Here is a 26,345-nt window from a genome sequence, read left to right as displayed (position 1 = left end):
TCACCTGCGGCTGCCAGAGATTCCGGCTGCTGTGGGGACCGCCTGCGGCCTGAGAAACGGTCCTCCGGCTCGGTTTGAAGCCCGGAAGAGCACCGGTCTCCAAACACGTCCCACGCTGTAAGCCGCTGCTCGGCTAACACCGTTGTCACGGCTGCCTCCATCTCTGGCCTCCTCCGGTTAAGAAAGTTCTTCCCCCTAGCATTGGTGTGGACATCGTTAGGCTGGCAACGTTCATCCCAGGTTATGGACAACTTGCCGTGGAGCCGTGAGTGAGCTAAATTTGGGCTCAGCCGTGGGATTTTTGCGACTTCAGGCAACACAGTCGAAACGTGTTCCAGCAGGCAGCTGGTTGCGCTTAACCCCACTAGACTAAAAATCCAGGCCCGGGATTTTCAATCTAGCGACGTTAATGCTCGCCAGCTAATCGCCTTCTTCCACACTCTTTTCCGTTCCAGTCCAAATTTGGCGAACGGTAAGGCGGCAAGTCTACGCCATGTTGCCCAGTGACCAGTACTTTGGAACTTTCCATTTCACAGGTTACTTAGCCACGTATGCCCGACTGTAATCCCAGTTGGCACCAACTGGGAAGTAGACGACGCCTTTGACCTTGGACTTAACCAACTGCGGCATCCCCGTCTGGTAGAACGGAATGATCCCCTGATCCTTTAACAGGACCTTCTGGGCATCAACCAGATTCTGCCACCGAGCACTTGGCTTGTTGGCATTGGTAATCGTCGCTTGATTAATCAACTTGTCGTAAGCCTTGGAAGACCATCTGCCGTTATTGTAGGTGTTCCCCGTGGTGAAGAGCGAGAGATCGGTGATGGGATCTGGGAAATCGGCACTCCAGCCACTGACGACGGCCTGGAATTGCCCATTCTGAGAACGGGATAACCGTGTCTTGTAAGGGATGTTCGAGTTAGTCACCTTGAAGTGATCCAACTTGCCCCATTGACTCTGGATATATTCCGTTGCGGACTTACCAGCTGGCGTATCGTCGGCCAATAAGGTTAAGGAATAACTCGTCCGGCCGGTTTCCTTCAACGCCTGGTTCCATAACTTCTGGGCCTTGGCTAAATTGTAGGTCGTGGCTGATGGCACGGTTGCTTCCTTGGCGAAGTCCTTGCCGTTTCGAATGGCTAACCCGGTCGACACGATTCCCGTGGCGGGCGTTGAGCCATCTTGGAGCACCTTGTTCACGTATTGTTGCCGGTTCAGCACCAGGGATAAGGCTTGACGGGCCTTGGTGTTCTGGAGCATCGTGTCCTTTCGCTGGTTCAGTTCAACGTAGTTAATCCGTGAGCTCTTCCGGGAATGGAATTCCTTGTCGTTCTTGTAGTTCTTGGGCTGTTGACCACTGAGTGAGATCACATCCAGCTTGCCACTCTGGTATTGGCTGAGCGCCGTCTGAGGATCCTTCACGGCACTGTACTTCACGTGCTGCAGCTTCACAACCTTGGCGTTCCAGTATTTCTTGTTCTTGGTTAAAGTCCAGTTATCAGAGGTTCCGGACCATGAGGTTAATTTGAACGGCCCGTTGTAGACGTTCTTCTGGGCGTTGCTGGCAAACTTACTGCCGTACTTCTCGACAGCCCCCTTGTTCACGGGGTAGAAACATTGTTGGGCCACCAACGTTGGGAAATAGCTGACGGGGTGCGCCAAGGTGACGACCAGCTTGTAGTCGCCATCCTTCTTCACGCCTAAGGCTGATGGGGCCTTCTTTCCCGTCATCACGGCATTGGCGTTCTTAATGTCGGCGTACAGGTAGGCATATTGCGAGCCCGTCTTCGGGGTAATGGTTCGCCGCCATGAGTAAACGAAGTCCTGAGCAGTCAGCTTCTCGCCGTTACTCCACTGTGACTTCCGCAGGTTAAACGTGTAGGTTAACCCATCCTTGGATTTGTGATAACTCTTAGCCAACCCCGGTAACGTCTTACTATTCTTGCCAAAACGCAACAGGCCCTCACCCGTGTTGTTCAGCGTCTCACCGGAAATAATGTCCGTGGCCTTCGCGTTGTCCATCGATGCTAACGCGGACGTTTCCATGACATGGATCGTCTGATCCTTAGCTTTTTGGTTATTGGAGCTGGTACCGCACGCCGCTAATGAAACCGTCGCTAGTGCTGCCACCGCCCCTAATTTGGCAATTGACCTCATCTTCATATAAAAACCGACCCCTTCGCAAATAATCCTCAAGTGACTTGGCGTTGAAGAACATATTAAATGACAAAACGATTAGAATCAATAGCGAATTTTAATAATTCGTGTGGCCACTCGTCGCAATTGCCGCAAACACTGGGGTTAGCGCCTATAAAAATAGTGCCATCGTGTCCATTCAAGCGGACCACAAGAAAAGCGTCCAGCGGTTAAATTCACCGCTGGACGCTCATATAAAATCTTAGATTATGGCTTAATAGCCGCATTCGCCGAGTACGTGTAACCAGGACTCTGACTCGTAAAGCGGCCAGTTATGGCGTTACTTGTCAGCGATGTAGGCCTTACTGAAGTCCCAGTTGGAACTAACAGGGAAGTAAACGACACCCTTAACCTTAGACTTAACCAATTGTGGCTTCACACTTTGTGAAACGGGGATGATCCCTTGATCCTTCAACAGGATCTTTTGGGCATCAACCAGGTTCTGCCAACGAGCGGCTGGCTTATTGGCATTCGTGGTCGTGGCGTCATTGATCAGCTTGTCATAGCTCTTGTTAGACCATCTCCCGTTGTTGTACGTGTTGCTAGACGTGAACAGAGACAGATCCGTGATTGGGTCTGGGAAGTCGGCACCCCAAAGCGTCACAACAGCATCAAATTGGCCAGCAGCAGAACGCGTCAACCGCGTCTTGTATGGCAAGTTGGAGTTGGTGACCTTGAAGTTAGACAGCTTGGACCATTGGCTCTGAACGTATTCCGTCGTGCTCTTGCCTTGTGCGGTGTCGTCGGCCATTAAAGTCAGCGAGTAGTTCTTACGTCCCGTTTCCTTCAGGGCTTCCTTCCACAGCTTCTGGGCCTTGGCAACGTTATGCTCCGTGGCAGCTGGAATCGTGCCTTGCTTGGCAAAGTCCTGTCCATTACGGATAGCTAACCCACTGGTGACAATCCCAGTAGCAACCTTAGAACCGTCATCCATCACCTTGTTCACAAATTGACTGCGGTTCAAGACCAGAGACAAGGCTTGGCGAGCCTTCTTGTTCTTCAGCATGGTATCCTTACGCTGGTTCAATTCAATATAAGTGACCCGAGAACTATTCCGAGCGTGGTATTCCTTGCTGTTCTTGTAGTTCTTAGGTTGTTGGCCACTCAGGTAGATCGCGTCCAACTTGCCACTCTGGTACTGGCTCAAAGCCGTCTGGGGGTCCTTAACGGCACTGAACTTGATTTGATGAAGCTTGACGTTCTTCGCGTTCCAGTACTTCGTGTTCTTGGTCAACGTCCAGTTGTCTGACGTCCCCGTCCAGTAAGTCAGCTTGAAGGCCCCATTGTACACGTCGCTCTTGGCATTAGTCCCAAACTTCTTGCCGTACTTCTTCACAACCGTTTCATTTTGTGGGAAGAAGGCCGTCTGAGCCACTAACGTTGGGAAGTAGCTGACCGGGTGAACCAAAGTCACTTTGACCTTGTAGTCCCCGACTGCCTTGATCCCTAACGTGGAGACCGCTTTTTTACCCTTCATGATGGCGTTGGCATTTTGCACGTCAGCGTAAAGGTAGGCGTATTGTGACCCCGTCTTCGGGTTGACAGTGCGTTGCCACCCGTAAACGAAATCGCGGGCAGTCACTTTGTCCCCGTTACTCCAGTTGGACTTACGCAGATTAAACGTGTAGGTCTTCCCGTCCTTTGACTTGGTGTAGCTCTTTGCCACCCCGGGATGCGTGCTACTGTTCTTACCGAACTTCAACAGGCCTTCACCCGTGTTGTTCAAAGTTTCACCAGAAACGACATCCGTCGCCAACGAGTTATCCATCGTTGGTAACGTTGTGGCTTCCATCCAGGTTAAGGTTTGATCCTTAGCCTGCTTATTACTGCTAGAGGAAGTGCCGCACGCGGCTAATGAAACTGTCGCTAGTGCTGCCACCGCCCCTAATTTGACAACTGACTTTACCTTCATAAACATTCCGACCCCTCTAAATATATGTAGTTCCGATCTTGCCGGCTATTTCGCCGCGACCTGACGCCCCAATCCGTTCAGGCGCACCAAAATAAGCCGGCAACACCACTCACTTGTTGACTTGGCAACAGCAATCATTGTAAATTAAAATAAGATTAGAATCAATGCTATTTTTTAATTTATTCACTATTTTTTAGGAATTATACCGCATTGACACTCATCATGGCTGCCATCAGAAGTCGCCATCAGGTCGTCAATTGCCTATCGATTCTGATTTCATAACCCTTTCAATTAATGAAATAAGATCAGGCTTCTCTCATTTCAAATTAAGAATTACTCATAAACGAAAATTGTGACCTGAACCAACTTCATCTGACACCCTTTTCATTACCCGCCCGGCCTCAGCTAATCCTTATTCGCTCAGGAACAAACATGTTATACTCAAGTCATAGACTTTAAAGGAGGGTGATCTTTTGGAAGAAACCCCACGAACACCCGTCATTACGATTGGGTTAAACGCTGGTCAAGCCACGTTTAACTATTCCATGACGGAGCTTAGAAACTTGGTTGAAGCCAATAACATGACGGTGGCCGAAGAGATTCAACAGTCACTGACCAAGCCGAACCCTGGGACCTATTTTGGAACTGGGAAGGTCGAGGAACTGGCGACCATCGTTGCCGATGATGGCGTTGACATTATCGTGGTTAACGATGAACTGACCCCCAGTCAGATTCGAAACCTGGAAAACGGCACGAAAGCCAGAATCATCGACCGAACCGGCCTGATTCTTGAGATCTTCGCCAACCGGGCTCAGTCTCGGGAAGCCAAACTCCAGGTTCAGCTGGCCATGCTACAATACCAACTGCCACGGCTGCACACCAGCGCCTCACAACGGCTGGACCAACAGACCGGTAGCGGTGGCGGCGGTGGCTTCACCAACCGTGGTTCCGGTGAATCACAGACCGAAATGAGCCGGCGAACCATTCAACGGTCCATCAATCACGTCAATCATGAACTCAAAGAAATCACACAGGCGGCAGCCACGCAACGGCAACAGCGGGAACGCAATCAGCTCCCTTCCGTTGCTCTGGTCGGTTACACCAACGCTGGAAAGTCCACGCTGATGAACGCCCTCGTGCGGGAATTTGGTAAGAGTGAAGACAAGCAGGTCTTCGTGAAGGACATGCTCTTCGCCACGCTGGATACCAGCGTCCGGCAACTAGTCTTTCCTGATCAAAAGAAGATGCTGCTGAGTGATACGGTTGGATTCGTCAGTCAACTGCCAACGCAGCTGGTCAAGGCCTTCCGCTCCACGTTAGCCGAAGCTGCCAGCGCCGATCTTCTGGTGCAGGTTGTGGACTACGCCGATCCTAACCGCGAATCCATGATGGCCACGACGGAAAAGACTTTAGAGGAGATCGGAGTGACCGATGTGCCAATGATCACCGTCTTCAACAAGGCCGACCTGACGGAAGCCAGCTACCCGAGTCGGGTTGGCGATCAGTTAATTCTCTCCGCCAAGGACCCCGACTCCGTAGCCATGCTGGTTAAGGCCATGAAGGAAAAGGTCTTCCACAATTACGTGACGGCCGACTTCCTAGTACCCTTCTCCGATGGCGAAATCGTCTCCTACTTAAACGAAAACGCCCACGTGTTAACTACTAGCTATGAAGCTGAAGGGACGGCCCTCAAGGTCGAACTCCAGCAGGCCGACTTCGATCGTTTCAAGAAATTCGTGGTAACTGAATAGACTAGAAAAGCCATCCCCAAATGAATGAGGATGGCTTTTTATGGCTCAAAATATCAAATTTTGTCGCCTGTTAAGCACGGTTGAAACCAGCCCGTCTGCCATGCGCCAAATGAACAACGCCAAGACATAAAACGACTGGACGATTAACGACCAAGCATCGCCGCAGGAGGCCAGGGATGGAACCAGCCGTGAGTGTGAAGTTAGCTGGTGTTCTTTACCAGGTTACTTCACCGGACGCACTTGAAGACGCGTTGTACCTTACGCGGCTTCAAGTCGAGGTGTGAGACCGCTCTTCGGCTCACACCGGTCCCCACAGCAGGTGGAATTCCTGGCAGCCGGAGGCGAAGCGAGGACAAAGACCGCCCCTCAGGCTTTTGGCCGTCCTGCTCACCGCGTTCCAGCCTAAATTTGGCGAACGGTAAGGCGGCAGACACGTTTCAAACTAAGCCTGGCGTTTTTCCAAGTAGCCGGCTAGCAGTGAGAGCAGGTAGCAGACCACAAAGTACATCAGCGCAATCGCCACGAACATAGGAATAATGTAGTTGGTGTTTTGCCCATAAATGATCTGTGACCGGAATAACATTTCTGGCAACAGAATAATTGTCGCCAGCGAGGTATCCTTCACCAGAGAGATAAACTGACTGACGATGGCGGGAATCATCTTGACCAGCGCCTGGGGCAGCACAATGTGCCAGAGTCCTTGCCAGTAGGTCAACCCGTTGGCCCGGGCCCCTTCCATCTGGCCGGGATCGACCGCTTGAATCCCGGAACGCACAATTTCTGCGAGCATGGTTGATTCAAAGATCGTCATGGCTAAGATGGCCGCCGGAATAATTTCCGGTTTGACCCCCAGGTTAGGCAGTCCGAAGTAAGTAAAGAACAGAATCAACAGTAGCGGTAGGTTCCGAATCACATCGATAATGACCCCGACCACTGCCGAAACGTATTTAATTTTCACGTAACGAATCACACCGAGAATTGACCCGATGATAAAACTCCCGATAATTGAAATCACGGAAACTAAAATCGTAATACCCAGTCCACCGAATAGGTAGCGTAAGTTGTCGGGAGAATAGGCATCAATAAAATTCTGCAGCATAGTTATTCTCCTCCCCTTAAGCTAACCGTTTTTCAAGGTAGCGCATGTAGTAACTGATGGGCATCGTGATAATCAAGTAGAGCACCCCAACCGAGGCGTAAGCCGCCATCGTTTCGAGTGAGCTTGACGCAATCACGTTACCTTGATACATCAGATCAAACCCACCGACGAAGGCTAACGTGGATGAGTTCTTCACCAGGTTAACGAATTGGTTACCCAGTGGTGGAATCACATACCGAAACGCCTGTGGTAACACGATGTAACGCATCGCTTGCCAGTAAGTCAGCCCGTTGGCCCGTGAGCCTTCCATTTGCCCGGAGTCCACGGATTGAATCCCCGCGCGCACCGTTTCGGCAATAAAGGCCGACGTGTACAGGGTCAATCCAATGGTTCCCGCCGTAAACCCATTCATCTTGATCACGTATAGCGGGAAGACCACGTAGAAGAACATGGTGATAACCAGCAACGGAATGTTCCGGAAAAGTTCGATGTAAGCCCGGGCACAACGCCGGGCAACCTTGTTAGGCGATTCCTCAAGTAAGGCGAAGAACGTCCCAATTATCAGGCTAAAAATCAACGCAATGATACTACACAACAACGTTTGGCCGAGACCATAGAGGAGCGTGCCCCCGTAAGCTTGAAAAATATGAATCATTCTTTAGCCGCCTCCTTGTAGTCAAAGCCCTTCACGTTGTGGAACCACTTGTGAAGGATCTGATTGTATTCGCCGCTAGCCCGGACTTGCTTAAGCGCCTTATTGACGGCTAGTCTGAAGTCTTTTTGATTCTTGTTAATGGCAATGCCGTAAGGTTCGGAGATAAAGGAGCCCCGCGTCACTTCATAGCCTGGGTTTTGTAACGACATCCCATAGAGAATCCCGTTATCCGTAGTCAGCGCTTGGCCTTGCCCGGACTTCAACGCCGTCATGGCCTGGGCGTAATCGGTCAATTGTAGAACCTTCGCATTAGGCGCCACCTTGGCCACGTTTTCCACGGAGTCAGAACCGACTACCCCAAGTACCGTGGCCTTTTGTTTGTTCAAATCCTGAACATTCTTGATGCTACTGCCCTTCTTAACCAGCAGGGATTGCCCCGCTAAGAAGTACTGATTGGAGAAATCAACTTGTTTCCGCCGCTCCGTCGTGGGGGTCATCGTGGCCATGATGGCATCAATGTTCCCGTTTTTCAGCATAGGCATCCGCGTGGAACTGGTCACTTGAATGAACTTAGCCTTGCCATCCTTCCCCAACATCTGCTTCGTTAGGGCCTTGGCCAAGTCAATTTCAAAACCTTTGATCTGATTATCTTTCGTATCCAATAACCCAAATAAGCGGGTGTCCGCTTTGACACCCCACGTAATGGTCTTCTCTTGTTGATCGGTCTTCAGAACGTTCTTGTTGGCTAATGACTGATTGCCACACGCCGTCACCATTACCGAGACCGCCACCAGGGTCAGCAAGAGGCTAAGATTTCGAATCAATCTTTTCATCGCTAATTTCCTCCCTGGTTTAGTGTGTAATAATCTTGCTTAAGAATTGACGGGCCCGTTCGTTGGTTGGTTGGCCATCGAAGAAGGTTTCTTTAGAGTCGTCTTCCAAAATACGACCGTCCGCCATAAAGATTACTCGGTTGGCCACTTCACGAGCAAAGCCCATTTCGTGGGTTACCACCAAGGTCGTCATACTGGAGTCGCGGGCAATGGTCTTCATAACGTTCAAAACATCATCGATCATTTCAGGGTCCAAGGCACTCGTTGGTTCATCGAACAACAGACACTTGGGCTTCATTGCCAATGACCGAGCAATCGCGATTCGTTGTTGTTGCCCCCCGGACAGTTGTGACGGCATCTTGGGCGCTTGGTCGGCCAAACCCACCCGATCGAGCATTTCCATGGCAACCTTTTTGTTTTCGTCTTCATCACGGTGCAAGACGATGCGTGGCGCTAACATGATATTTTCTAGAATTGTTTTATTGGCATAAAGGTTAAAGTGTTGGAACACCATCCCAACGTTTTTCCGAATTCGGTTCATATCGGTTTTGGGATTAGCTAAGTCCTGACCGTTGACGATCAGTTGGCCGTGACGGATCGATTCAAGACCATTGATGGTCCGAATCAGTGTTGACTTACCCGACCCGGAAGGTCCGATCAGCACCACGGTTTCCCCATCTTCGATCGTCAAATTAATGCTGTGTAATGCGTGAAAACTACCGTAGTATTTTTCAACGTTGTGAAATTCAATCATTGACATAAGTCTTTCCCTCCACATAACTAAAGTAGTTGCCGTGCAGGCGTCCCCGACGTCCGTGCATCTGAAAATTTTTGTGTCTAAAATCAAGTTTAAACCAAAAAAATAACCCGGTCAAAATAAACACTTCCGGTGTGAGCACCCCCGAGAACGATTTAAGGACAAAAAGATTAGGCATACCACGGGTTAAGCTACTGCAAAAAATAGCAAAAATTTTTATTCCAAGTGGCACGGCCATGTCAGAAAACGTCACACGGATAGCTTCAATAGTCGAACAATCTTTCCAATCCTGTGTCTTCGCTTTTTTTCATCCATCCCGGTCTGACCGTAACAGCCAGCCTGCTGGCCCTTAGGACGGTCAAGGCCCCCTTTCAACTTTACCGCCGTTGATGCCTCCTTCTGCTACCTACTAACGTCACAACGTTAGCCTTATCCTAATCTTCGCGCCGTAAACCGCAAAAAAACACGCCCAAGACTATCGTCTCGAGCGTGCGCTTATCATCTCTTCATGTTTAATGGTGATAACGAGAGGTCCGGGTCATAGGTTCTGACTCGTTCTCCGTTTGGGGTGCCTGATCGTAACGCGCCCGCCGCGAGGTTGCCGCGGATTCACGGGTGGCACGGCCGACACCGGTCTGACCGGTTGCATCGTCCTGGTGCTTGTAAGCCAATTGAACAGCCACTTGGAAATCATTGGCCTGTTCAATGACAGACGTCCGTCCCAAGACCTTGAAGGGTCCCCCAACCAGCGTGGCGTTGGCCAGGTACAATTCGATTTGGTCCCGAACGTCGGCCACATTCTGCAAGCCGACCGTGCTGACTACGCCGACCCGTTCCTTTTCGGCCTGGTTCATCCCGGCATAAACCACCAGTTGGTTATTCTCCGTTTGCATCTCAAAGTAGGGAATCAACGCACCGGGCCCTGATGCGTAGACGGGTTTCCCGCTCTGACGCGTCTGTTCCGTAATCTCCCGGTCGCCTAACCCGGAATAATCCATCTGCAACAATTGGTTCTGTTGCAACCGCGTCGCCAGATGTTGAATGTTCTCCTGCTCCAGTGGCGTTGACGTTAATTTCCCGGGTAATATCTTCTTCTCATCGAAGTAGCCGTTGGCCGGAATGTTACGACCGCCCAGGGTACGTTTGGGCTGATCCATCTCGGCCTCTTTGGGCTTCATGTGAAGGAGCTTTTCAATCTTCGGTGAAATATCAAATGGTGCCTTCTTATTGGTAAAGTAATAAACCGTATTCAAGTACGCAAAGTACAAGAGAATAATGGCAACCAGCAAAATCAATAAGCCCCAGAATGGGTGGCCATTTTGAAGATACCGAACGGCAATATAAAACAGGTACAGATCCCCTAACGCACCCAAAATCACGTAGATGCGGTTTTTGATCTTAACACTCACATTGATGTAGCCAAGATAGTGGTTGACCATATCCAAAAAACTAAGCATTGTCGGTCCCCCTTCCTTCGTTATTGACCCGTTGTCCCGGTGTCATTAGTCGTATTGGCGTGGCTATAAGTGCCAGAAGTCGTGTTGTCAGTGGTGGTGTCATCATTAGTCGTTCCCGTATCGCTCGACGTGTCATCACTAGTCGTCGTCGAACTCGTATTATTGGATGATGGCTTCTTCTTTGAAGACGTGTTGGAACCGGTGCTGCCAGTTGAGCCCGTGGTTCCCGCCGTGCTCGTTCCCGTCTCAGACGTGGAATTTGCGGACGAACTTTCCGTATCCGTTGAAGAACTGCTGCTACTGCTGCTGTCCTTGCTAGAAGAATCACTACTGTCTTTTTTCGAAGAATCAGAAGCCTTCTTCTTACTGTCATCGCTGGCCTTTTTCTTCGAATCGTTGGATTGGTTGACGACCAATGACGAACTCGTCGACGTCCGTGAAGCCCCTTCATTGGTCTTCGTGACGGAATTAGTCACCACGTTGGTGGCCCCGAGCGCGAGTGCCATGGAAACGATGGCAAACGGCGTGATAAAGGGTGGTGTCCGGTACGCCATGCTACATTCCTCCTTCTACGTTTGTTCAATGCCTCTTATTATCGCATGTTAATCGCAAAAATTTCTCAAAATTCCCTTAATTTTTAACTAAAGATTGCGGTGCCGTTTCAACCCCAGCTGCTTTGCACTCCGCACAGATACCGTACAGTTCAAAGCTGTGACCGGTAATGTCGTAGCCGGGTAATTGATCGCAGAAAAAGTCCATCGGGCACATCTGTAACTCTGTGACCTTGCCACAATTCTGACAGATGAAGTGGTGGTGATGTTGGTGATGGAAGTCACACTGGTATTTAACCCGCGCACGTTCCTGTTCCGTATTCTGTTCAACGATCCCGACCTCTTCAAATTCCTTCAGGTTCCGATAAACCGTGTTGTGGCTCATCCCCGGAAACTCGGTCCGCATGTAAGCATCTACGGCCACCACGTCCGTATAATGACCCTGGTTGGTCAATAAAAACTCCAGCAACGCGTGCCGCTGCTTGGTTAACTTGAATTTATTCTTTCTTAAAATCGCCACAGCGGTGTTTAACGTGTCTGCCATGATGGACGGCCTCCTCTTAAAATTTAGTCCGAATTCCTAGTAAGTTTCGCACATTTCCAAACGAAACTCAACCAAATAGCAACTTATTCAGCCTGTAAGCGTTTCATCAGTTCATCCAGCTTAATCTGGGTCTGTTGCCAGTTATCATTGTTGAGCTGAATGGCCTTCCCTCGCAGCGCTAGGGGCATCGTCAGGTCACGACGGTATTCCGGGCTCGCAAACCGCTGTTTGAGCATCGTCCGGTCGTCGCCGCGCGCCGTGACCCGCGTTAACAGCTCATCCGGCTGGCTGACCGTCAAAAAGATCACGACGGCCTGATCGCCCAGCTCTTGTGCATAGGTAATCGCGCCCTTGCTGTCTAAAACAATGGCGACAAAGGGGGCTCGTTCAAATCCGGCAGCCAAACCTTCACGAGATGACCCGTAGTGGTAGCCGGCATAAAAGACCGATTCCAAGTAATGATTTTGTGGAAAGCTCTCATCGGTCTCGAAGTAATAATCCTGCCCATTAACTTCGCCCTGGCGCGGTGGCCGGGTCGTGTGGGTAATCACCTTGGTCACGGGATATTGGCCGACCAGATAGTCCTGAACCGTGGTCTTACCAGTCCCCGTTGCTCCCGTAATCACTAAGACTTTATTCGCCATGCCGTTCCCCCGTTAAGAAGTCGTTAGCTTGCGTCAACAGATTCTGCAGGTTCGGATAGCTCAGCCGCTCATGGGCCGTGGCAAAGTCTAGCCAGGCAAAGTCACTGATCTCTTCGACTTGCCGGTCGATCGTCACATCTGCAGGCACCTGGGCCGTATAGAGGACCACGTGCTTGTGGTGACCGTTCTTCATATCGTAATCCAGATCGGCATGAAAGGTGGGATCAACCGTAACAGTGAGACTCGTCTCCTCGCGAATCTCACGAACGGCCGTCTCAATATCCGTCTCCTGACCCTCAACGTGGCCCTTGGGGAAGCCCCAGAAGTCACTCGTTGCACTCTTTAACAGCAAGTATTGTGGCTGTTGGTTCACCAGTCGATAGACCACGGCGCCGCTTGCATTTTCGGTAATCATTTTAAAATTGCCTCCTCTTTCACTTATCCATAACAGATTTGCTCTCATTTCAGAAATGGCCGCTGTCTCGTCGCCCCCACGATTGGCCCCGCGTGTTGATGAAATTTAACTTTACCACAGAACGCCGGCTAAAGTGGCGATTTATCAAGAAAAATCTTGCCCGATCAAACCAATCGGCCATTTACCCATTCGCTGGGGCGACGGTGACCCGTGACGTGCTCCCAACTGCTCGTTTGAATCACGTGTTAAAGCCGTATAACCACGGCATTTATCACCGGTTGGTCCGCCATTGTCCCCAAAATTTCTGACCGTTTATCAGTTTCCCTGCTATGACCATATCTGTTCTATTCTATCCCGAAATAGGGGGTTGTGGGAAACTTTTGACCGGGATTTCCCAAAAGTCTGGCCAACTCTCATTGACTTTTAATTTAACTCTAGGGTACACTATCCGAGATATCATCATTATTAAGGAGGCTTTTTATGGGTATTTCGCGAATCTTCCGCCGCGAACGCTTAGATAATTACTTAAAAAGTGACCAGCACTTTGCCAAAACGATGACGGCAAAAGATCTGATGTCACTGGGCATTGGTGCCGTGATTGGAACGGGGATCTTCATTCTTCCCGGAACTATCGCCGCACAGTATAGTGGGCCCGGTATTGTTCTATCCTTTCTCTTGGCGGCCATTGTCTGTTCGACAGCGGCCATGTGTTATGCCGAGTTTGCCTCCGTCTTGCCAGTTGCGGGGTCCGCTTATTCTTACGGAAACCTCGTTTTTGGCGAAATCATTGGCTGGGTTTTAGGTTGGGCCCTGATCCTAGAATACGTGTTGGCCGTTGCTGCCGTCGCCAATTCCTTCGGTGCCTATTTTAACTCGTTTCTAGCGGGTTTCCACCTTTCCCTACCCACAACACTCACGGGTCCCTATGACCCCGCACACGGTACATACGGCAACATCGTGGCGATCCTAGTGGTCCTGCTGATCAGTTGGCTCCTCAACCGGGGCATGCGCGAGTCGATGCGAATCAATACGACCATCGTCTTTGTCAAAATTGCCATCATTATTTTATTCGTTCTGGTTGGGATTTTTTACGTTAGACCATCTAACTGGCAACCCTTTGCGCCGTTTGGCACCAAAGGGATTCTGCGGGGCGCATCGACCGTCTTCTTCGCCTACCTGGGCTTTGATGTGGTCTCGGCTTCGGCCGCTGAAGTCAAGAATCCCAAGAAGAACATGCCGATTGGGATTATCGGCACCTTGATCGTGGCTTCCGTGCTCTACATGCTGGTCGCTGTCGTATTGACCGGGATGGTGCACTACACCAAGCTCAACGTGGCCGACCCCGTGGCCTTTGCCCTCACACTGGTTCACCAGAACTGGACGTCAGGCATTATCTCATTGGGCGCGTTAGCTGGGATGTTTACCATGATGGTAACCATGATCTACAGCTCCTCACGCCTGATCTACTCCATTGGTCGGGATGGCCTATTGCCAAAATTCTTGGGTAAGATTGACCCCTCCAACGGGACACCTAAGAACAGTTTGGCCGTGATTACCGTGGTGATTGCCTTACTGGGAGGTTTTGTTCCCCTGGCACAGCTAACCAACCTGGTTAACATTGGGACGTTAGTGGCCTTCCTCTTTGTCTCCTTCGGGATCATTCGCCTGCGCCACATCAAGGAACTGCCAGAAAATTCTGGGTTTAAAGTTCCCTGGTACCCAGTCTTGCCGATTGTGTCTGGACTGCTTTGCTTCGGCATGATGCTCCAACTCCCAGCAGAAACCTGGATTGCCTCGTCAATCTGGTTCGCACTGGGACTCGTCATCTACTTCAGCTACGGCGTCCGCCACAGCCGCCTCAACGACGACCTGCCACAGTAGGGTCACCTGACCAGTTCGTATCTGCCAACCTCACGGCTCTGATAGTTGCTCACTATAGTCTTCTCTAGCTAGTCATGATAACTGGTCGTGATCGCATGCGAGCTGTGCACAACAAGTTCCCCGTGGCACATCAACAACGACTGTCGTGATATACCATCTCAACTAGGTTGGCCAAAAACCAGCTTAACCGGAGGAGGCCAGAGATGCAGGTAGCCGTGACAACGGTGTTAGCCGATGATTTTCGGCTTACAGCGTGGGACGTGTTTGGAGACTGGTGCTCTTCCAGGCTTCAAACCGAGCCGGAGGACCGCTTCTCAGGCCGCAGGCGGTCCCCACAGCAGCCGGAATCTCTGGCAGCCGCAGGTGACGGCTTATGCCTAGTTTCATTTGGTTACCTGCGACTCATCATGTATTTCGCACTTTCAGCTGTTAGTATAAGTAATCATTGAATTTCACTAATTTAGGAAGGTGATTCATTTGCGTAATCAACAATTTGCTATTCGCCCTACGCAACCAGCCACGGCCCTGCGCGAGCTTGAACAGATTCATTTCTTAACGGCAACCAATCAAGAATTAACCAGCGTTAGTGACCTGCTTCGTGACTTTTATGATAAGAGTTGGCCCGAATACACGACGGCTAACGTGGTTAATCAGCAGTTGACTAACCTGATGGCGACGCCGGATGTTGATGGACTGGACTTTTTAACCCAGCATGAAACGGTGCCCGTCACGGTCTTCTATAATTTGGCGTTGCAACGACTGGGCTTCACACCGGACCTGGACTTTAAGCTGGCCGATCCCCTAGCCGCCATGGCCAAGATTCAACTCCCCGTGGCCCCACATGCCGGTGACGACTTCACCCTGGCTGAGCTCAAACAGGCCTGGTACCTGCTGCTGACCACACATACCAAAACGGGTCAGACTTTTCTGGACCACCTGACCACCCACGGCTACTTTGCCCCCTTCGTGCACGATGCTAGCGTTGAAAAGCCTCTGATCTTCAACGGCAAAGCGCAGGCCGTCTTCGACACGACCCGACTCATCCGTGAGGTCGTCTACGTTGAAAGTCCTCAGGACACCGACCATGATGGCAAACGTGACCTGTTGAAGGCCGAAATCATTCGTCCGGCTGAAACCGAATCGGGGCTCAAGGTTCCCGTCCTGTATACGGCCAGCCCTTACAACCAGGGCACCAACGATGAGGCCGGCGATCAGATGATGCACAACGTCAATGTGCCCTTGGAGCCCAAACAGCCCAACGATCTGACTCTGGCTGACGTGACGGCTCAGCCCAACACGACTCCCGTTCCCGATCCCCGTCCCGTTACCACAACGACCAAGACGGCTGAGGAAACCTTTGCGCGCGAACAATCTTACACGCTCAACGATTACTTCCTCGCCCGTGGCTTCGCTGTGGTCTACGCTGCCGGCATCGGGACCTTAGACTCCGATGGGGTTCGAACCACCGGTGATCCCGAGGAAACCACCTCAACCATTGCCATCATCGAATGGTTAGCCGGCAACCGAACGGCCTTTACCAGCCGCGCTGCCACGCAGGCCATCCCCGCTTGGTGGAGCAACCACGCCGTCGCTATGACCGGCCGCTCTTACCTCGGGACGCTGGCAACCGCCGCTGCAACAACTGGTGTTGATGGACTGAAGACGGTGATCTCCGAAGCTGCTATTTCTAACTGGTACGACTACTACCGTGATGGTGGGTTGGTCATTGCACCCGGTGGCTTCCCCGGTGAGGATACGGACGTCTTGGCCGAAGAAACCTTCAGTCGGCAGCTCAAAGCCGGCGACTACCACCGCATTCAGGCCAAATGGCAAGCTGATCTCGCCGCCATCACCCATGGACAAGATCGTTCGACTGGGAACTATAACACCTTCTGGGATGCGCGGAACTACTTGAAGAACGTCAAGAATATCAAGGCCGACCTTCTACTGGTTCACGGACTCAACGACTGGAACGTTAAGCCCCGCAACGTCAACAATCTGTGGAATGCCGTCCGGGATTTACCAGTCACGAAGAAGCTGATTTTGCATCAAGGCCAACACATTTACATCAACGCCTTTCGCTCGATTGACTACACGGACATCGTCAATCTCTGGCTGACTCACGAACTGCTGGGCGTCGATAACCAAGCGGAAACGATTCTGCCAAACGTTATCATTCAAGACAACGTCCAGCCTGAAACCTGGCACGCCACGGATGATTGGGACGCACCGACTAACCAGCAACGCGTCTTCAATCTCCAACACGACGAGCTGGTCGATCAGACCACGCACGAACCCATGGAGTTTGCCACCAGCTTCAACGATCAACTCCCAGCCGCGCAATATCAACGGTATACCAAAGATATCGCTGCTTGGCAGACCGACCTGCTTGGGGACAAGCACAATGATCTGTTTGGACATCGGTTAATCTTCAAGTCCGCCGTGCTCAAGGATGACCTGATCCTAGACGGCAAGTCCGTGGTTAAACTGCAGGTTGCCGTGAACCAACCCGTGGGGATGCTCAGTTTTCAAGTGGTCGACTACGGTGAAGCCAAGCGTCTCGGTGTGAGCCCAACACCCCTGCGTGTTAGCCTGGACGAGGGTTACCGGTGGCGCGAGGATAACCTCCGCGAGTTCCAAACGACTAAGGCTACCCCTTGGAAGATGATTACCAAGGGCCACCGCAACCTGCAGAACCGGACAAATACCTACCACGTTGACGAGCTCAAACCTAACCAATTCTACGATCTCAGCGTGACGCTTCAACCGACCCACTACCGCTTGCTAGCGGGTCACCAGCTCGGCTTGGTCGTCTACGCTACAGACTTTGGCATGACCGTTCGCGGAAATCAGGATCTCCAATACTCCATTCAACTCGGACAATCTTCATTGACGATCCCATTTGTTGGGAAATAACTTTTGCGCGAAATGCCGCCTTACCGTTCGCCAAATTTGGGCTGGAACGCTGTGGGCAGGACGGTCCGAGCCACAGCGCGGTCTCGAACCTCGCTTTGAGCCGAAAAATCGCGTCTCAAAGGCGCCATTTTCCAAGTTAAACCACTTGGAAAATCCCACGGCTGAGCCCAAATTTGACTCACTCACGGCTAACCTAGCTGGTCCTCAATGACGTGTGAACTTTTATGAATATTCAACCTAGCGTGATGAATGAATACTAGTGAACCGGAGGCGGCCAGAGATGGAGGCAGCCGTGACAACGGTGTTAGCCGAGCAGCGGCTTACAGCGTGGGACGTGTTTGGAGACCGGTGATCTTTGCCAGGCTTCAAACCGAGCCGGAGGACCGCTTCTCAGGCCGCAGGCGGTCCCCACAGCAGCCGGAATCTCTGGCTGCCGCAGGTGAACGCCAAAGAGCCAACTTGAACTTTTGTTTCGCATTTATACGGACAGTGATAAACTATGATTAACTCATTAGAAACGGGGGAATTTCATTATGAAACAAGGCACGACGATTATTACCTTAGATAACGGCTACCATCTTTGGACCAACACCCAAGGTACCGGCGATATTCATTTACTCGCCCTTCACGGTGGCCCCGGTGGCAACCACGAATACTGGGAAGACACCGCCAAGCAATTGGCTGCCCAAGGCCTGAACGTTCAGGTCCACATGTACGATCAACTCGGGTCTTGGTACTCCGATCAACCCGACTATAGCGACCCCGAGACGGCTAAGAAGTACCTGACTTACGATTACTTCTTGGATGAAGTCGAAGAAGTTCGCCAAAAATTAGGCATCGACAAGTTCTACCTGATTGGCCAGTCATGGGGTGGCGCCTTGGTTCAAATGTACGCTGCTAAATATGGTCAACACTTAAAGGGCGCCATCATTTCCTCCATGGTTGATAACATTGACGAATACGTTGAAAGCATCAACCATATCCGGGAAACGGTCCTGACTGCCGACCAAGTGGCTTACATGAAGCAGGTTGAAGCCGACGGTAACTACGATGATCCGAAGTACCAAAGCTACGTGGACATCTTAAACGATGGTTATGTCGACCGGAAGAAGCCAGCCGCCATTTCTCACCTGATCAGCACTATGGCAACCGACGTTTACGGCGCCTTCCAGGGTGACAACGAATTTGTCATCAAGGGTAAGCTGAAGGAATGGAACTTCCGTGACCACTTGAAGGAAATCAAGGTGCCAACCTTATTGACCTTCGGGGAACACGAAACCATGCCTATTGCCACGGGTAAGAAGATGGCGGAACTCATCCCCCACTCTCGCTTTGTGACGACGCCTGAAGGTGGTCACCACCACATGATCGATAACGCACCGGTCTACTACGACCACTTGGCAACGTTTATCCGCGATGTGGAAAACGATAACTTTAATGCTTAATTTTTAAATTAAAAGACGTTCTACAATCTCCTTGCTCGGAAGATTGTAGAACGTCTTTTATATTATTTTCAATTCAAAACTTCAACTGTAGATTATTAAGGCTTCTATCACTGATCGTAAGACACAAGAATCTTCAATAGTCCGTACGTACAATTTATCTGCCTTACCAAATTACTAGAGTTACTATGTTTTGCCAGTGGCGAATATCATTTAATTTATCTGTTTACCGATTAAAACTAAAAATTCAAATTATTCTTAGATTCCCAATGTTTCGTTGCCTTAAAATAATTATGAGTTTCCTGGTACTGATTTGTAATTCGTAATCGAATCTTCTTATTGACCCTTACTTTTTTGACTTTTAATTTAAGGTTTGTATCCATGCTTGTTGAAGCCCTGAGAATCCGATACCCATTTTTTTCTTACTAATAGTGAATGTCTTATTTTTCTTAACCTTAGTTCCAAGTTTTAAAGTCTTGGCTCCTGCTCGATCCCACTTTCCTAAGTGATAAATACCACCATATGCATACCAAAAAGTCGCCTTGTTAATATGATACTGAGTATATCCCGAATCACCAATAAACCGAATCCAAGTTCCCCGAAGTTCGGTTGGTGTCGTCCGCGCTTTAGCCGACACAGTCGTTGCTGGAAGCGTTGCGCCCAAGCTAACCAACGCAACCACGGCAATTGCCAGTTGCTTTAAGCATCGATGCTTTACCATATGTATTGTCTCCAATAAAAATAGATGATTAATCTCTTACTTTTTCATCTTAGCATTAAGACTTCTTGCAAACAATAAACACTCAGCATATATTTCTCAATGACTATCAATAGCATGAATTTTCGACAAACAAAAGGTTGTTTTTTTGTCGAAAAAAGGTGAAAATACGCGACCACAGTTACTTTAAAAAACGCTTGCCATCAAGTGCACTTTAGGAGCTCTATAGTGAAATTATTCAAAGGACGCCAAAATAGGGAAAAATAATGAGGTAGTAACTTCTCAAGATTCGAGAATTTACTACCTCATTTTCTTATGGAATCCAAGTTGTGTCCCGGACTCTCATCATTTAAGACAACCTAATTTTATTTATTTTTCCGTCTGATCCCCACTAAGCCTAGCAGCGATCCCAGCAGAACAACTAGCCCCCACACTCCGGCAGAGCGGTGTTGCTCGTTCGTTTGCGGTAAGGTCGCCTGAGCCGTATTGGTTGCCGGCTTGCGTGCGAGATTCATCGTCCCACTCGTTTCATTCTTAACGGGCGTCTTATCCGTAACAATCTGATCACCACTGCCACCATTGCCGGTTCCGGGCTTGATGACCGTTCCACCACCGTTGCCTTCATCAGCACCGGTATCGGGTTTCTGCGTATCCGGTGACTCAGTGTCAGGCGCTTCCGGATCGACTTGGTCCCCATCGCCGTCCGTTTCGACCGGCGCATAAACATAAGTGACCGTGATGTCACGATCGCCCAAAGTTCCCGAGGCATTGGCAGGCGTCTCCACCAGCGTGTACCCTTCAACCGTTACGGGACTGGTCGTATAGGTTGCGCCCTGTTTACCTGTAAAGATTTTATCCGGCGCTACCGTCCGACCGTCCGCCGTCTGATAGTGAACCGTGACCGTCACATCTGTTGCTGGGTTAACCACCGGCGGATCAACGGGGTCTGTCTTCGACTCGTAGATGTAGTAGACATCCGTTGGTCCCTCAGCATACTTGCCAGTCGCATTATCCGGCGTCTTAGTGAGCGTGTAGCCCTCGATTTCAACCGCCTTGGTGGTGTAGTCGTCGCCCACAAAGCCATCGTCCAGAACCACATCCGCGGACAATGTTTTACCGCTTTTATCTTGGTAATGGGCCGTGACGGTTCCCCCCATATCACCAATCACGTAAGGCTGGATCACACCAACGTCGACACTGTAGCCACCTGGGAATTGGGTGGTAACCGCGCCCGTCAGATAGTAATTTTCTTCAAGCGGATCAATATTGTAGCCCGGATAACTGGTCATTCCTGGAATTTGATCCTTCATATCCGTGAAATACAAGCCACCGTTACCATCGGGCGTTGGCGTTCCACCGGACCAGTAGAGCTTGTAAAACAATTTAATCGCATTGCCAGAGCCAACAACCCGGTCTGGGTAAGCAATCCCACCACGTGCTTCGAGTGGGATGATTTCGCCCTTTTCGTTCTTAAACTGAAAAGCGAGGTGGGCCGTTCTCGTTTTGGCGTTAATCTTAACCGGCGGCAAGAAAACAATCTGGTTAGAAGCATTGAAGTTCTTGTAATTATGTCCGGCTAGCGGCGAAAAGTCTGCGATTGAGTTAAAGGCTAAATAGAGTTCCGTCACATTTGGCAAACCAGCCAATGGCGTGATATCACCGATCCGGTTGTGTTGTAAGTCAACCGAAGTCAGCTTCGTGAGATTTGCCAGTGGTGAAACATCCTCAATATCCCCATAGTACTTCTGGGTGGCGTAGTTAAAGTTAGTACCCATCGTAATCTGAGTCAGATTAACCGCGTATTGGAGTCCCTCAAGTGAAAATGGTTTCCGGTCGTTGTAAGTGTCGATCCCACCGGATAGACTGGACCCGTATACGGACAGACTCGTTAACAACGCCATATCATCCTTCGTGATGTCAGCGACACTGTTCCAGGTTTTTCCTGGATTCTGCCGCCGCAAATGAAGCAAAATGGCCTGCTGAAGCTTCTTATTCGGCATCCACTGATCGATGGTCTCGGTATCTCTGGCCAGCGTTTTAGGCGCGACTACCGGTGCCTGAACGGTTCTGGCCAGCTTTTGGACCCGCTTTTCCACCTGCACGGTCGTTTCTTTTGTCGGTTCGGTCGTGTCCTTTATCGGTGTCACGGGAGCTTCGGCTTGCTTTTGATCAGGCGTCTCGTTTTTGTTGTCTTCGTAAGCGTTTACATTTTCATCAGTCTTACTCGTGTTAGCCGGTTCTTGCTGCTGGGGTTGCTCGGACTGATCAGATGGTGCTACCTCGTCATCAGATGCTGCTGCAACATCCTCTGGCTGTGAATTTTCCACTGCCTCATCGTGGCTTGGCGTCGTCACTTCCTCCGAGTCAGTCTTTGGCTCTTGAACGGTCGTTTCAGCCTTTAATGTCACTTGCGTCGTATCCTCGGTCGTCTCCTTATTTTGAGTCGCCGAAGTTGGTTCATCGGCTGTGGTATCAGCGCGCGCGACTTGCGGTGCGGAAACGCCTAACGCCAAGGTTGCCGTCACGATTCCCGCAAAAATCCAGGTTTTCCCTTTTTTATACATTTTGTAGTGAACTTTTTTATTTTCAGAATGAAGCATCATAAGCCCTCCTCAAATGATCCTCACCTTGAGTTATAACCGCATGAATGGTTGTCATCGTCTGTCTTAATTCCGGTTAATTATGTTACCTGACCATAACTTCATTATAACGAATTTTATCTATAAAATCCATCATATACTTAAAACCATTTATTAACCAATCTATTCACTTGTGGTTATCTCTGGACAGCTGACAGTTTTTCCTTAAATACCGGTATAAAAGGCATTAGTAAGTTGGGTTTAGTAAGCGAATATAAAATATTTTTCTCTGCAAGCGAAAATTATCACATGTTACATTGACCTTGTTTTGGGCGAATAAGCCAGCAACTAATTTGTTTTTTTATTATAAAATCAGCCTATAAAAAATGCCCTGTAAGCGCACCTGGAGGGGCAACTTACCGGACACTCTGAAGTTAAAACGGTCTCTTATCACCTGACGTGGTGAAAAAGCATCGGCACTTATCGTTCTACAGACGTGCAGGCCGTTACAATACAAAAACAGGCTCACCACAATCAGTGAGCCTGTTTTGATCTGCTTAACAACTCAATTTCAAACGCCAAACCCTAGTGAATCACAACCTTCATCCCGTAAGGCACGTTGTTGTAAACCCACTTGGCATCAGATACCGACAACCGAACGCAGCCATGAGAGGCGGCATTCTTGCCGAGCTCCTCGGCTTCGCTCTTGATGAACTTGCCATTTTGGTCGGTTGGGACACTGTGGAAGAGATAAATCCCATGATCCTTCCAAGAGACCCAGTATTTGGCCCCTTCACCAGACGACTGATTGTAGAAGAACTTTCCGCGTTCAGCCTGAATGTAAAAGGTGCCGTGAGGGGTGCCATTTTCCTTGCCCGTCCCCGTAGAACAGTACATGGTGTAGAGCACCCGATTACCGTCTTTAATGTAGACCCGCTGCTTGCTGGTATTCACATCCAGCCAAGCCTTCGGGTGGTTCTTTAAGTTCGGATAGGCTTTATCTTCAGAAGGCGCGCGCCAATTAATCTTTTTGACGACGGCCTTTTTAGGCGTCGCGGTCTTCGTGGTTTGTGTCGTCGCCGCTTTGTCGGCCGACGAATGTTGGATAACGCGATTGATTCCCAATCCCGCCACGACCACTAAGATCACAATCACCACTAGTTGTCTGAAACGTCTCATGTCTTTCCGTCCCTTTCTCCTGATATTTACTCCACCGTCAACTGTAACGGATTTTGCCGGAAAAGGGAACGGTTTTTACCGAAACGTAATCTTCCCGCAACTTTAGTTCTGAGTATTTTTCAAACTCAGCTTCTCAACGTTTAAAATCTTATCGACTAAACCGGTGTAGAAACTCGCCTCATGGCTGACAATAATCGCATTTCCCGGAAAGTTTGCGATGGCTTCCTTCAAAGCCTGCTTAGTCTCGTCATCCAAATGGTTCGTGGGTTCATCCATAATTAAGAAGTTAGCGGGTTCAAATTCCATCATGGCGAGCTTGACCTTAGTCTGTTCCCCACCGGAGAGTTCCCCGATCGGCTTCATGGCATTGGCCGAATCCAGCCCACACTTCGACAACTTGGTCCGAATGGCCTTTTGCGGTAGCTTTTCGTACTTGGCCTGGATGATCTGCAGAGGGGTCTGCCGATTGTTATCCCAAACTAAATCCTGGCTAAAGTAGCTGATCCGCGCGGATGGTGAAAATGAGGCTTCCCCACCCTTGGCCTTGATAAGACCCAAGATTGACTTAATCAGCGTCGATTTCCCGACCCCGTTAAACCCAGTCAAACCGACTTTTTGGTCGGTCGTCACGGAGAACGTGACGGGCTTCAACAGTGGCCGATCGTAACCCACGGACAGTTCATCCACGACCAGGGCGTTTTGTGAGCCCGTTTCCTGGTAGGGGAAGTCAAAGTGCGCTTGAATATTCGTCGAAGGTGGATCGACCCGGTCCAGCCGGTTCAGCATCTTTTCCCGTGACTTGGCCATGGTTGACTTGGAACCGGCCTTGTTCTTACGAATAAAGCGTTCGGCCTTTTCAATGACCACCTGTTGCTTGTCAAATTCACGTTGCTGGGCTTTTTCCTTCTCACCCCGTTGCCGCATGGCTTGCTTGAAGTTCCCCCGGTACTTGGTGATCTGACCAAACGCCACGTTAATGATACAGTTCGTCACGTCTTGTAAGAAGTCATAATCATGGGAAACGATCAACGCGGCCCCGTCGAAGCTATTGAGATAATCCTCAAGCCACTCGATGTGCGCCGTATCCAAGTAGTTGGTCGGTTCATCGAGTAAGATCACGTCCGGCGTCTCCAATAGCAGTTTTGCCAGAATAATCTTAGACCGTTGGCCCCCAGACATCTTGGCAACCTCGTGGTCACGACCCATATCATTGAGTCCTAACCCGGAAATCACCCGTTCAATCTCGGTTTCAACGTCGTAAAAGTTTCGCGCGTCTAACTCCTCTTGAATCCGGCCGGCCCGCTCCAGGAGCTTGTCATCCATGCTCTCGGCGTATTCCGTGTAGAGAGCCGTCATCCGGTCGTTCATCTCGTATAAGTCCGCGTAGGCCGTATGCAAGAAATCAATCAGCGTCATCCCCGCTGGAATATCGGCGTATTGGTCCAAGTAGCCCACGTGAGTCTTCTTCTGCCACTTCACTGATCCCGTCAGTGGTAGCTCCTGACCCGTAATAATCTTGATTAAGGTTGACTTACCGACCCCGTTTTGCCCAACGACACCCATGTGTTCGCCTTTCTCCAGGGTAAAACTGGCCCCTTCATAGAGCTTCTTATCAGCAAAGCTCATACTGAGGTCGTCAACTTCTAGTAATGGCACGTGTATCCTTCCCTTCTTCTCTCATGCAAGAAAAAAGCCCCGACAACGTCAAGGCCTTTTCCCAAACGGTAATATATAAGTAGTAACTTACCACGAAACGCCCGGGTTCGTCAACTTCATGGCCTAGGGTCTTCGTTGAAAACTATGCTATAATAGTGAAAATTTACTGCGAAGGACTGAAGCTTTCATGAATATTAGAAACATTGATCACCTGACCCTTACCGTTAGTGATATTGAACGTTCCGTACGCTGGTACCACGAGGTCTTTGATCTCCCCATCATCGAATTTGACGATGGCCGGCGGGGCGTTAAGATCGGCAAACAAAAAATTAATTTTCAACAGAGCGACCAGCCCCACTTGCCCGTCGCTAAACACCCTACGGTCGGAGGCGCAGACTTCGCGATCATTGCGACCGATCCGCTCGCTAATATCCTCTCTCACCTGACGAACTACGCGGTTGAGATTGTGGACGGCCCCATTCCCAAGCAAGGCGCCCTTGGCCCAATGACCTCCGTTTACGTGCGCGACCCTGACGAAAACCTCATTGAAATTGGCAAGTATGATAAATAATCGGTACCACTTGCACTGACGACATCACATTGGAGGACTGCTTGAATGAATTCGTTGAACAAAGGCCTCAACTGGCTACTTAACTGGGTTCTACGTGACCTCAAGTGGCTGGGTTTTCTACTGTTATACCTCGTGGATAGCCTCTTTCTCGCATTGGCCACTCAACAGGCCAGCCACGGTAACGCCACGAACCGTTCGATTGGAATGATGCTGATCTACTCCGGCTTGCTACTGGGCTTCATCACCTGGCGCTACCAAAAACAGCTCCAGCAAAATAATCCGCGGCAATTCGGGCGCACGCCGTTTACGGGCAAGACCGTCAGTCAGTTGATTGGCTTCTTCTTTCTCATGCTGGCGATCCAGTATTCGTGGTCCATCCTCATTGCGACCCACATCCTGCCCAGCCCCGCTAACCAAACGGCCATCAACCAGCAGGTCACGCAACTTCCCTTCTGGAACCTGGCCTATGCCATCCTCTTGGCCCCGGTCATTGAGGAACTCATCTTTCGGGGAATCTTCCTGAATTACTTTTTCCGAAAATTGCAAGAACAAGTTAGCCACACAAAACAGCCCCAGGATATTCCGATAT

The 26,345-nt window shown here is 50.1% G+C and carries 21 protein-coding genes; 6 read left to right on the top strand and 15 right to left on the bottom strand.

Features of this window, described 5'->3' with window-relative positions; all coding sequences use genetic code 11:
- Positions 1 to 537: 537 nt before the first annotated feature.
- Together FD28_RS07815 and FD28_RS07810 are read right to left on the bottom strand one after the other, a co-directional pair.
- Positions 538 to 2,163: a peptide ABC transporter substrate-binding protein gene (locus tag FD28_RS07815; RefSeq protein ID WP_057734311.1), complete on the bottom strand. Its 1,626-nt coding sequence runs from the start codon at positions 2,161 to 2,163 to the stop codon at positions 538 to 540.
- Between the two features lie 313 nt (positions 2,164 to 2,476).
- Positions 2,477 to 4,108 (bottom strand): peptide ABC transporter substrate-binding protein, encoded by a 1,632-nt coding sequence (locus FD28_RS07810; RefSeq protein WP_057734649.1) that lies wholly within the window; start codon positions 4,106 to 4,108, stop codon positions 2,477 to 2,479.
- Between the two features lie 473 nt (positions 4,109 to 4,581).
- Here FD28_RS07810 and hflX point away from each other — a divergent pair, with 473 nt between their 5' ends.
- Positions 4,582 to 5,859: a GTPase HflX gene (hflX, locus tag FD28_RS07805; RefSeq protein ID WP_057734309.1), complete on the top strand. Its 1,278-nt coding sequence runs from the start codon at positions 4,582 to 4,584 to the stop codon at positions 5,857 to 5,859.
- Positions 5,860 to 6,301: 442 nt separating this feature from the next.
- On the opposite strand, the gene FD28_RS07800 is transcribed toward hflX, so the two are convergent.
- The 9 genes from FD28_RS07800 to FD28_RS07755 form a co-directional block, all read right to left on the bottom strand.
- Positions 6,302 to 6,955 carry an amino acid ABC transporter permease gene (locus tag FD28_RS07800; protein WP_191982166.1) on the bottom strand — a complete coding sequence of 218 codons (654 nt, stop codon included), beginning with the start codon at positions 6,953 to 6,955 and terminating at the stop codon, positions 6,302 to 6,304.
- A 19-nt stretch (positions 6,956 to 6,974) separates the two neighbouring features.
- Positions 6,975 to 7,613 carry an amino acid ABC transporter permease gene (locus FD28_RS07795; protein WP_057734305.1) on the bottom strand — a complete coding sequence of 213 codons (639 nt, stop codon included), beginning with the start codon at positions 7,611 to 7,613 and terminating at the stop codon, positions 6,975 to 6,977.
- Complete coding sequence (locus FD28_RS07790; protein WP_057734302.1) at positions 7,610 to 8,446, bottom strand: transporter substrate-binding domain-containing protein; 837 nt, start codon at positions 8,444 to 8,446, stop codon at positions 7,610 to 7,612. Before FD28_RS07790 ends, FD28_RS07795 begins: the two co-directional genes overlap by 4 nt.
- 19 nt (positions 8,447 to 8,465) lie before the next feature.
- On the bottom strand, positions 8,466 to 9,206 hold the full coding sequence (locus FD28_RS07785; RefSeq protein ID WP_057734301.1) for an amino acid ABC transporter ATP-binding protein: 741 nt from the start codon (positions 9,204 to 9,206) through the stop codon (positions 8,466 to 8,468).
- Between the two features lie 509 nt (positions 9,207 to 9,715).
- Complete coding sequence (locus FD28_RS07775) at positions 9,716 to 10,660, bottom strand: DUF6681 family protein (RefSeq protein ID WP_057734297.1); 945 nt, start codon at positions 10,658 to 10,660, stop codon at positions 9,716 to 9,718.
- 20 nt (positions 10,661 to 10,680) lie between these two features.
- Positions 10,681 to 11,214, bottom strand: a complete 534-nt coding sequence (locus FD28_RS07770) for a hypothetical protein (protein ID WP_057734295.1) — start codon at positions 11,212 to 11,214, stop codon at positions 10,681 to 10,683.
- Between the two features lie 76 nt (positions 11,215 to 11,290).
- The gene (locus FD28_RS07765) at positions 11,291 to 11,755 is read right to left on the bottom strand and encodes a Fur family transcriptional regulator (protein WP_057734292.1); all 465 of its coding nucleotides are present in this window, start codon (positions 11,753 to 11,755) and stop codon (positions 11,291 to 11,293) included.
- Positions 11,756 to 11,838: 83 nt separating this feature from the next.
- Positions 11,839 to 12,399 (bottom strand): nucleoside/nucleotide kinase family protein, encoded by a 561-nt coding sequence (locus FD28_RS07760; protein WP_057734290.1) that lies wholly within the window; start codon positions 12,397 to 12,399, stop codon positions 11,839 to 11,841.
- The gene (locus FD28_RS07755) at positions 12,389 to 12,814 is read right to left on the bottom strand and encodes a bis(5'-nucleosyl)-tetraphosphatase (RefSeq protein ID WP_057734288.1); all 426 of its coding nucleotides are present in this window, start codon (positions 12,812 to 12,814) and stop codon (positions 12,389 to 12,391) included. The genes FD28_RS07760 and FD28_RS07755 overlap by 11 nt, the downstream gene beginning before the upstream one ends.
- Positions 12,815 to 13,294: 480 nt before the next feature.
- Between FD28_RS07755 and FD28_RS07750 the strand changes: the two genes are divergently transcribed.
- From FD28_RS07750 to FD28_RS07735, 3 genes are all read left to right on the top strand, one after another.
- Entirely contained in the window at positions 13,295 to 14,695 is a 1,401-nt protein-coding gene (locus FD28_RS07750) for an APC family permease (protein WP_057734287.1), read from the top strand.
- Positions 14,696 to 15,172: 477 nt separating this feature from the next.
- Positions 15,173 to 17,611 (top strand): Xaa-Pro dipeptidyl-peptidase, encoded by a 2,439-nt coding sequence (locus FD28_RS07740; protein WP_057734283.1) that lies wholly within the window; start codon positions 15,173 to 15,175, stop codon positions 17,609 to 17,611.
- 533 nt (positions 17,612 to 18,144) lie between these two features.
- Positions 18,145 to 19,056: a proline-specific peptidase family protein gene (locus FD28_RS07735; RefSeq protein WP_057734281.1), complete on the top strand. Its 912-nt coding sequence runs from the start codon at positions 18,145 to 18,147 to the stop codon at positions 19,054 to 19,056.
- 358 nt (positions 19,057 to 19,414) lie between these two features.
- On the opposite strand, the gene FD28_RS07730 is transcribed toward FD28_RS07735, so the two are convergent.
- From FD28_RS07730 to FD28_RS07715, 4 genes are all read right to left on the bottom strand, one after another.
- On the bottom strand, positions 19,415 to 19,774 hold the full coding sequence (locus FD28_RS07730; RefSeq protein ID WP_057734279.1) for a hypothetical protein: 360 nt from the start codon (positions 19,772 to 19,774) through the stop codon (positions 19,415 to 19,417).
- Positions 19,775 to 20,136: 362 nt separating this feature from the next.
- Positions 20,137 to 22,371 carry a MucBP domain-containing protein gene (locus tag FD28_RS07725; RefSeq protein ID WP_057734277.1) on the bottom strand — a complete coding sequence of 745 codons (2,235 nt, stop codon included), beginning with the start codon at positions 22,369 to 22,371 and terminating at the stop codon, positions 20,137 to 20,139.
- Between the two features lie 564 nt (positions 22,372 to 22,935).
- Positions 22,936 to 23,529 (bottom strand): L,D-transpeptidase, encoded by a 594-nt coding sequence (locus tag FD28_RS07720; RefSeq protein WP_057734275.1) that lies wholly within the window; start codon positions 23,527 to 23,529, stop codon positions 22,936 to 22,938.
- Between the two features lie 102 nt (positions 23,530 to 23,631).
- Complete coding sequence (locus FD28_RS07715) at positions 23,632 to 25,155, bottom strand: ABC-F family ATP-binding cassette domain-containing protein (RefSeq protein ID WP_057734647.1); 1,524 nt, start codon at positions 25,153 to 25,155, stop codon at positions 23,632 to 23,634.
- A 217-nt stretch (positions 25,156 to 25,372) separates the two neighbouring features.
- On the opposite strand from FD28_RS07715, the gene FD28_RS07710 reads away from it, so the two are divergent.
- Complete coding sequence (locus FD28_RS07710; RefSeq protein WP_057734273.1) at positions 25,373 to 25,756, top strand: VOC family protein; 384 nt, start codon at positions 25,373 to 25,375, stop codon at positions 25,754 to 25,756.
- Positions 25,757 to 25,801: 45 nt separating this feature from the next.
- A partial coding sequence (locus FD28_RS07705; protein ID WP_057734271.1) for a CPBP family intramembrane glutamic endopeptidase occupies positions 25,802 to 26,345 on the top strand: 544 nt, incomplete at its 3' end.

This window comes from Levilactobacillus hammesii DSM 16381 (assembly GCF_001434395.1).
Lineage (GTDB): Bacteria > Bacillota > Bacilli > Lactobacillales > Lactobacillaceae > Levilactobacillus > Levilactobacillus hammesii.
Note: the sequence above shows the minus strand (reverse complement) of the source record. Positions and strands in the feature narration are given on the sequence as shown.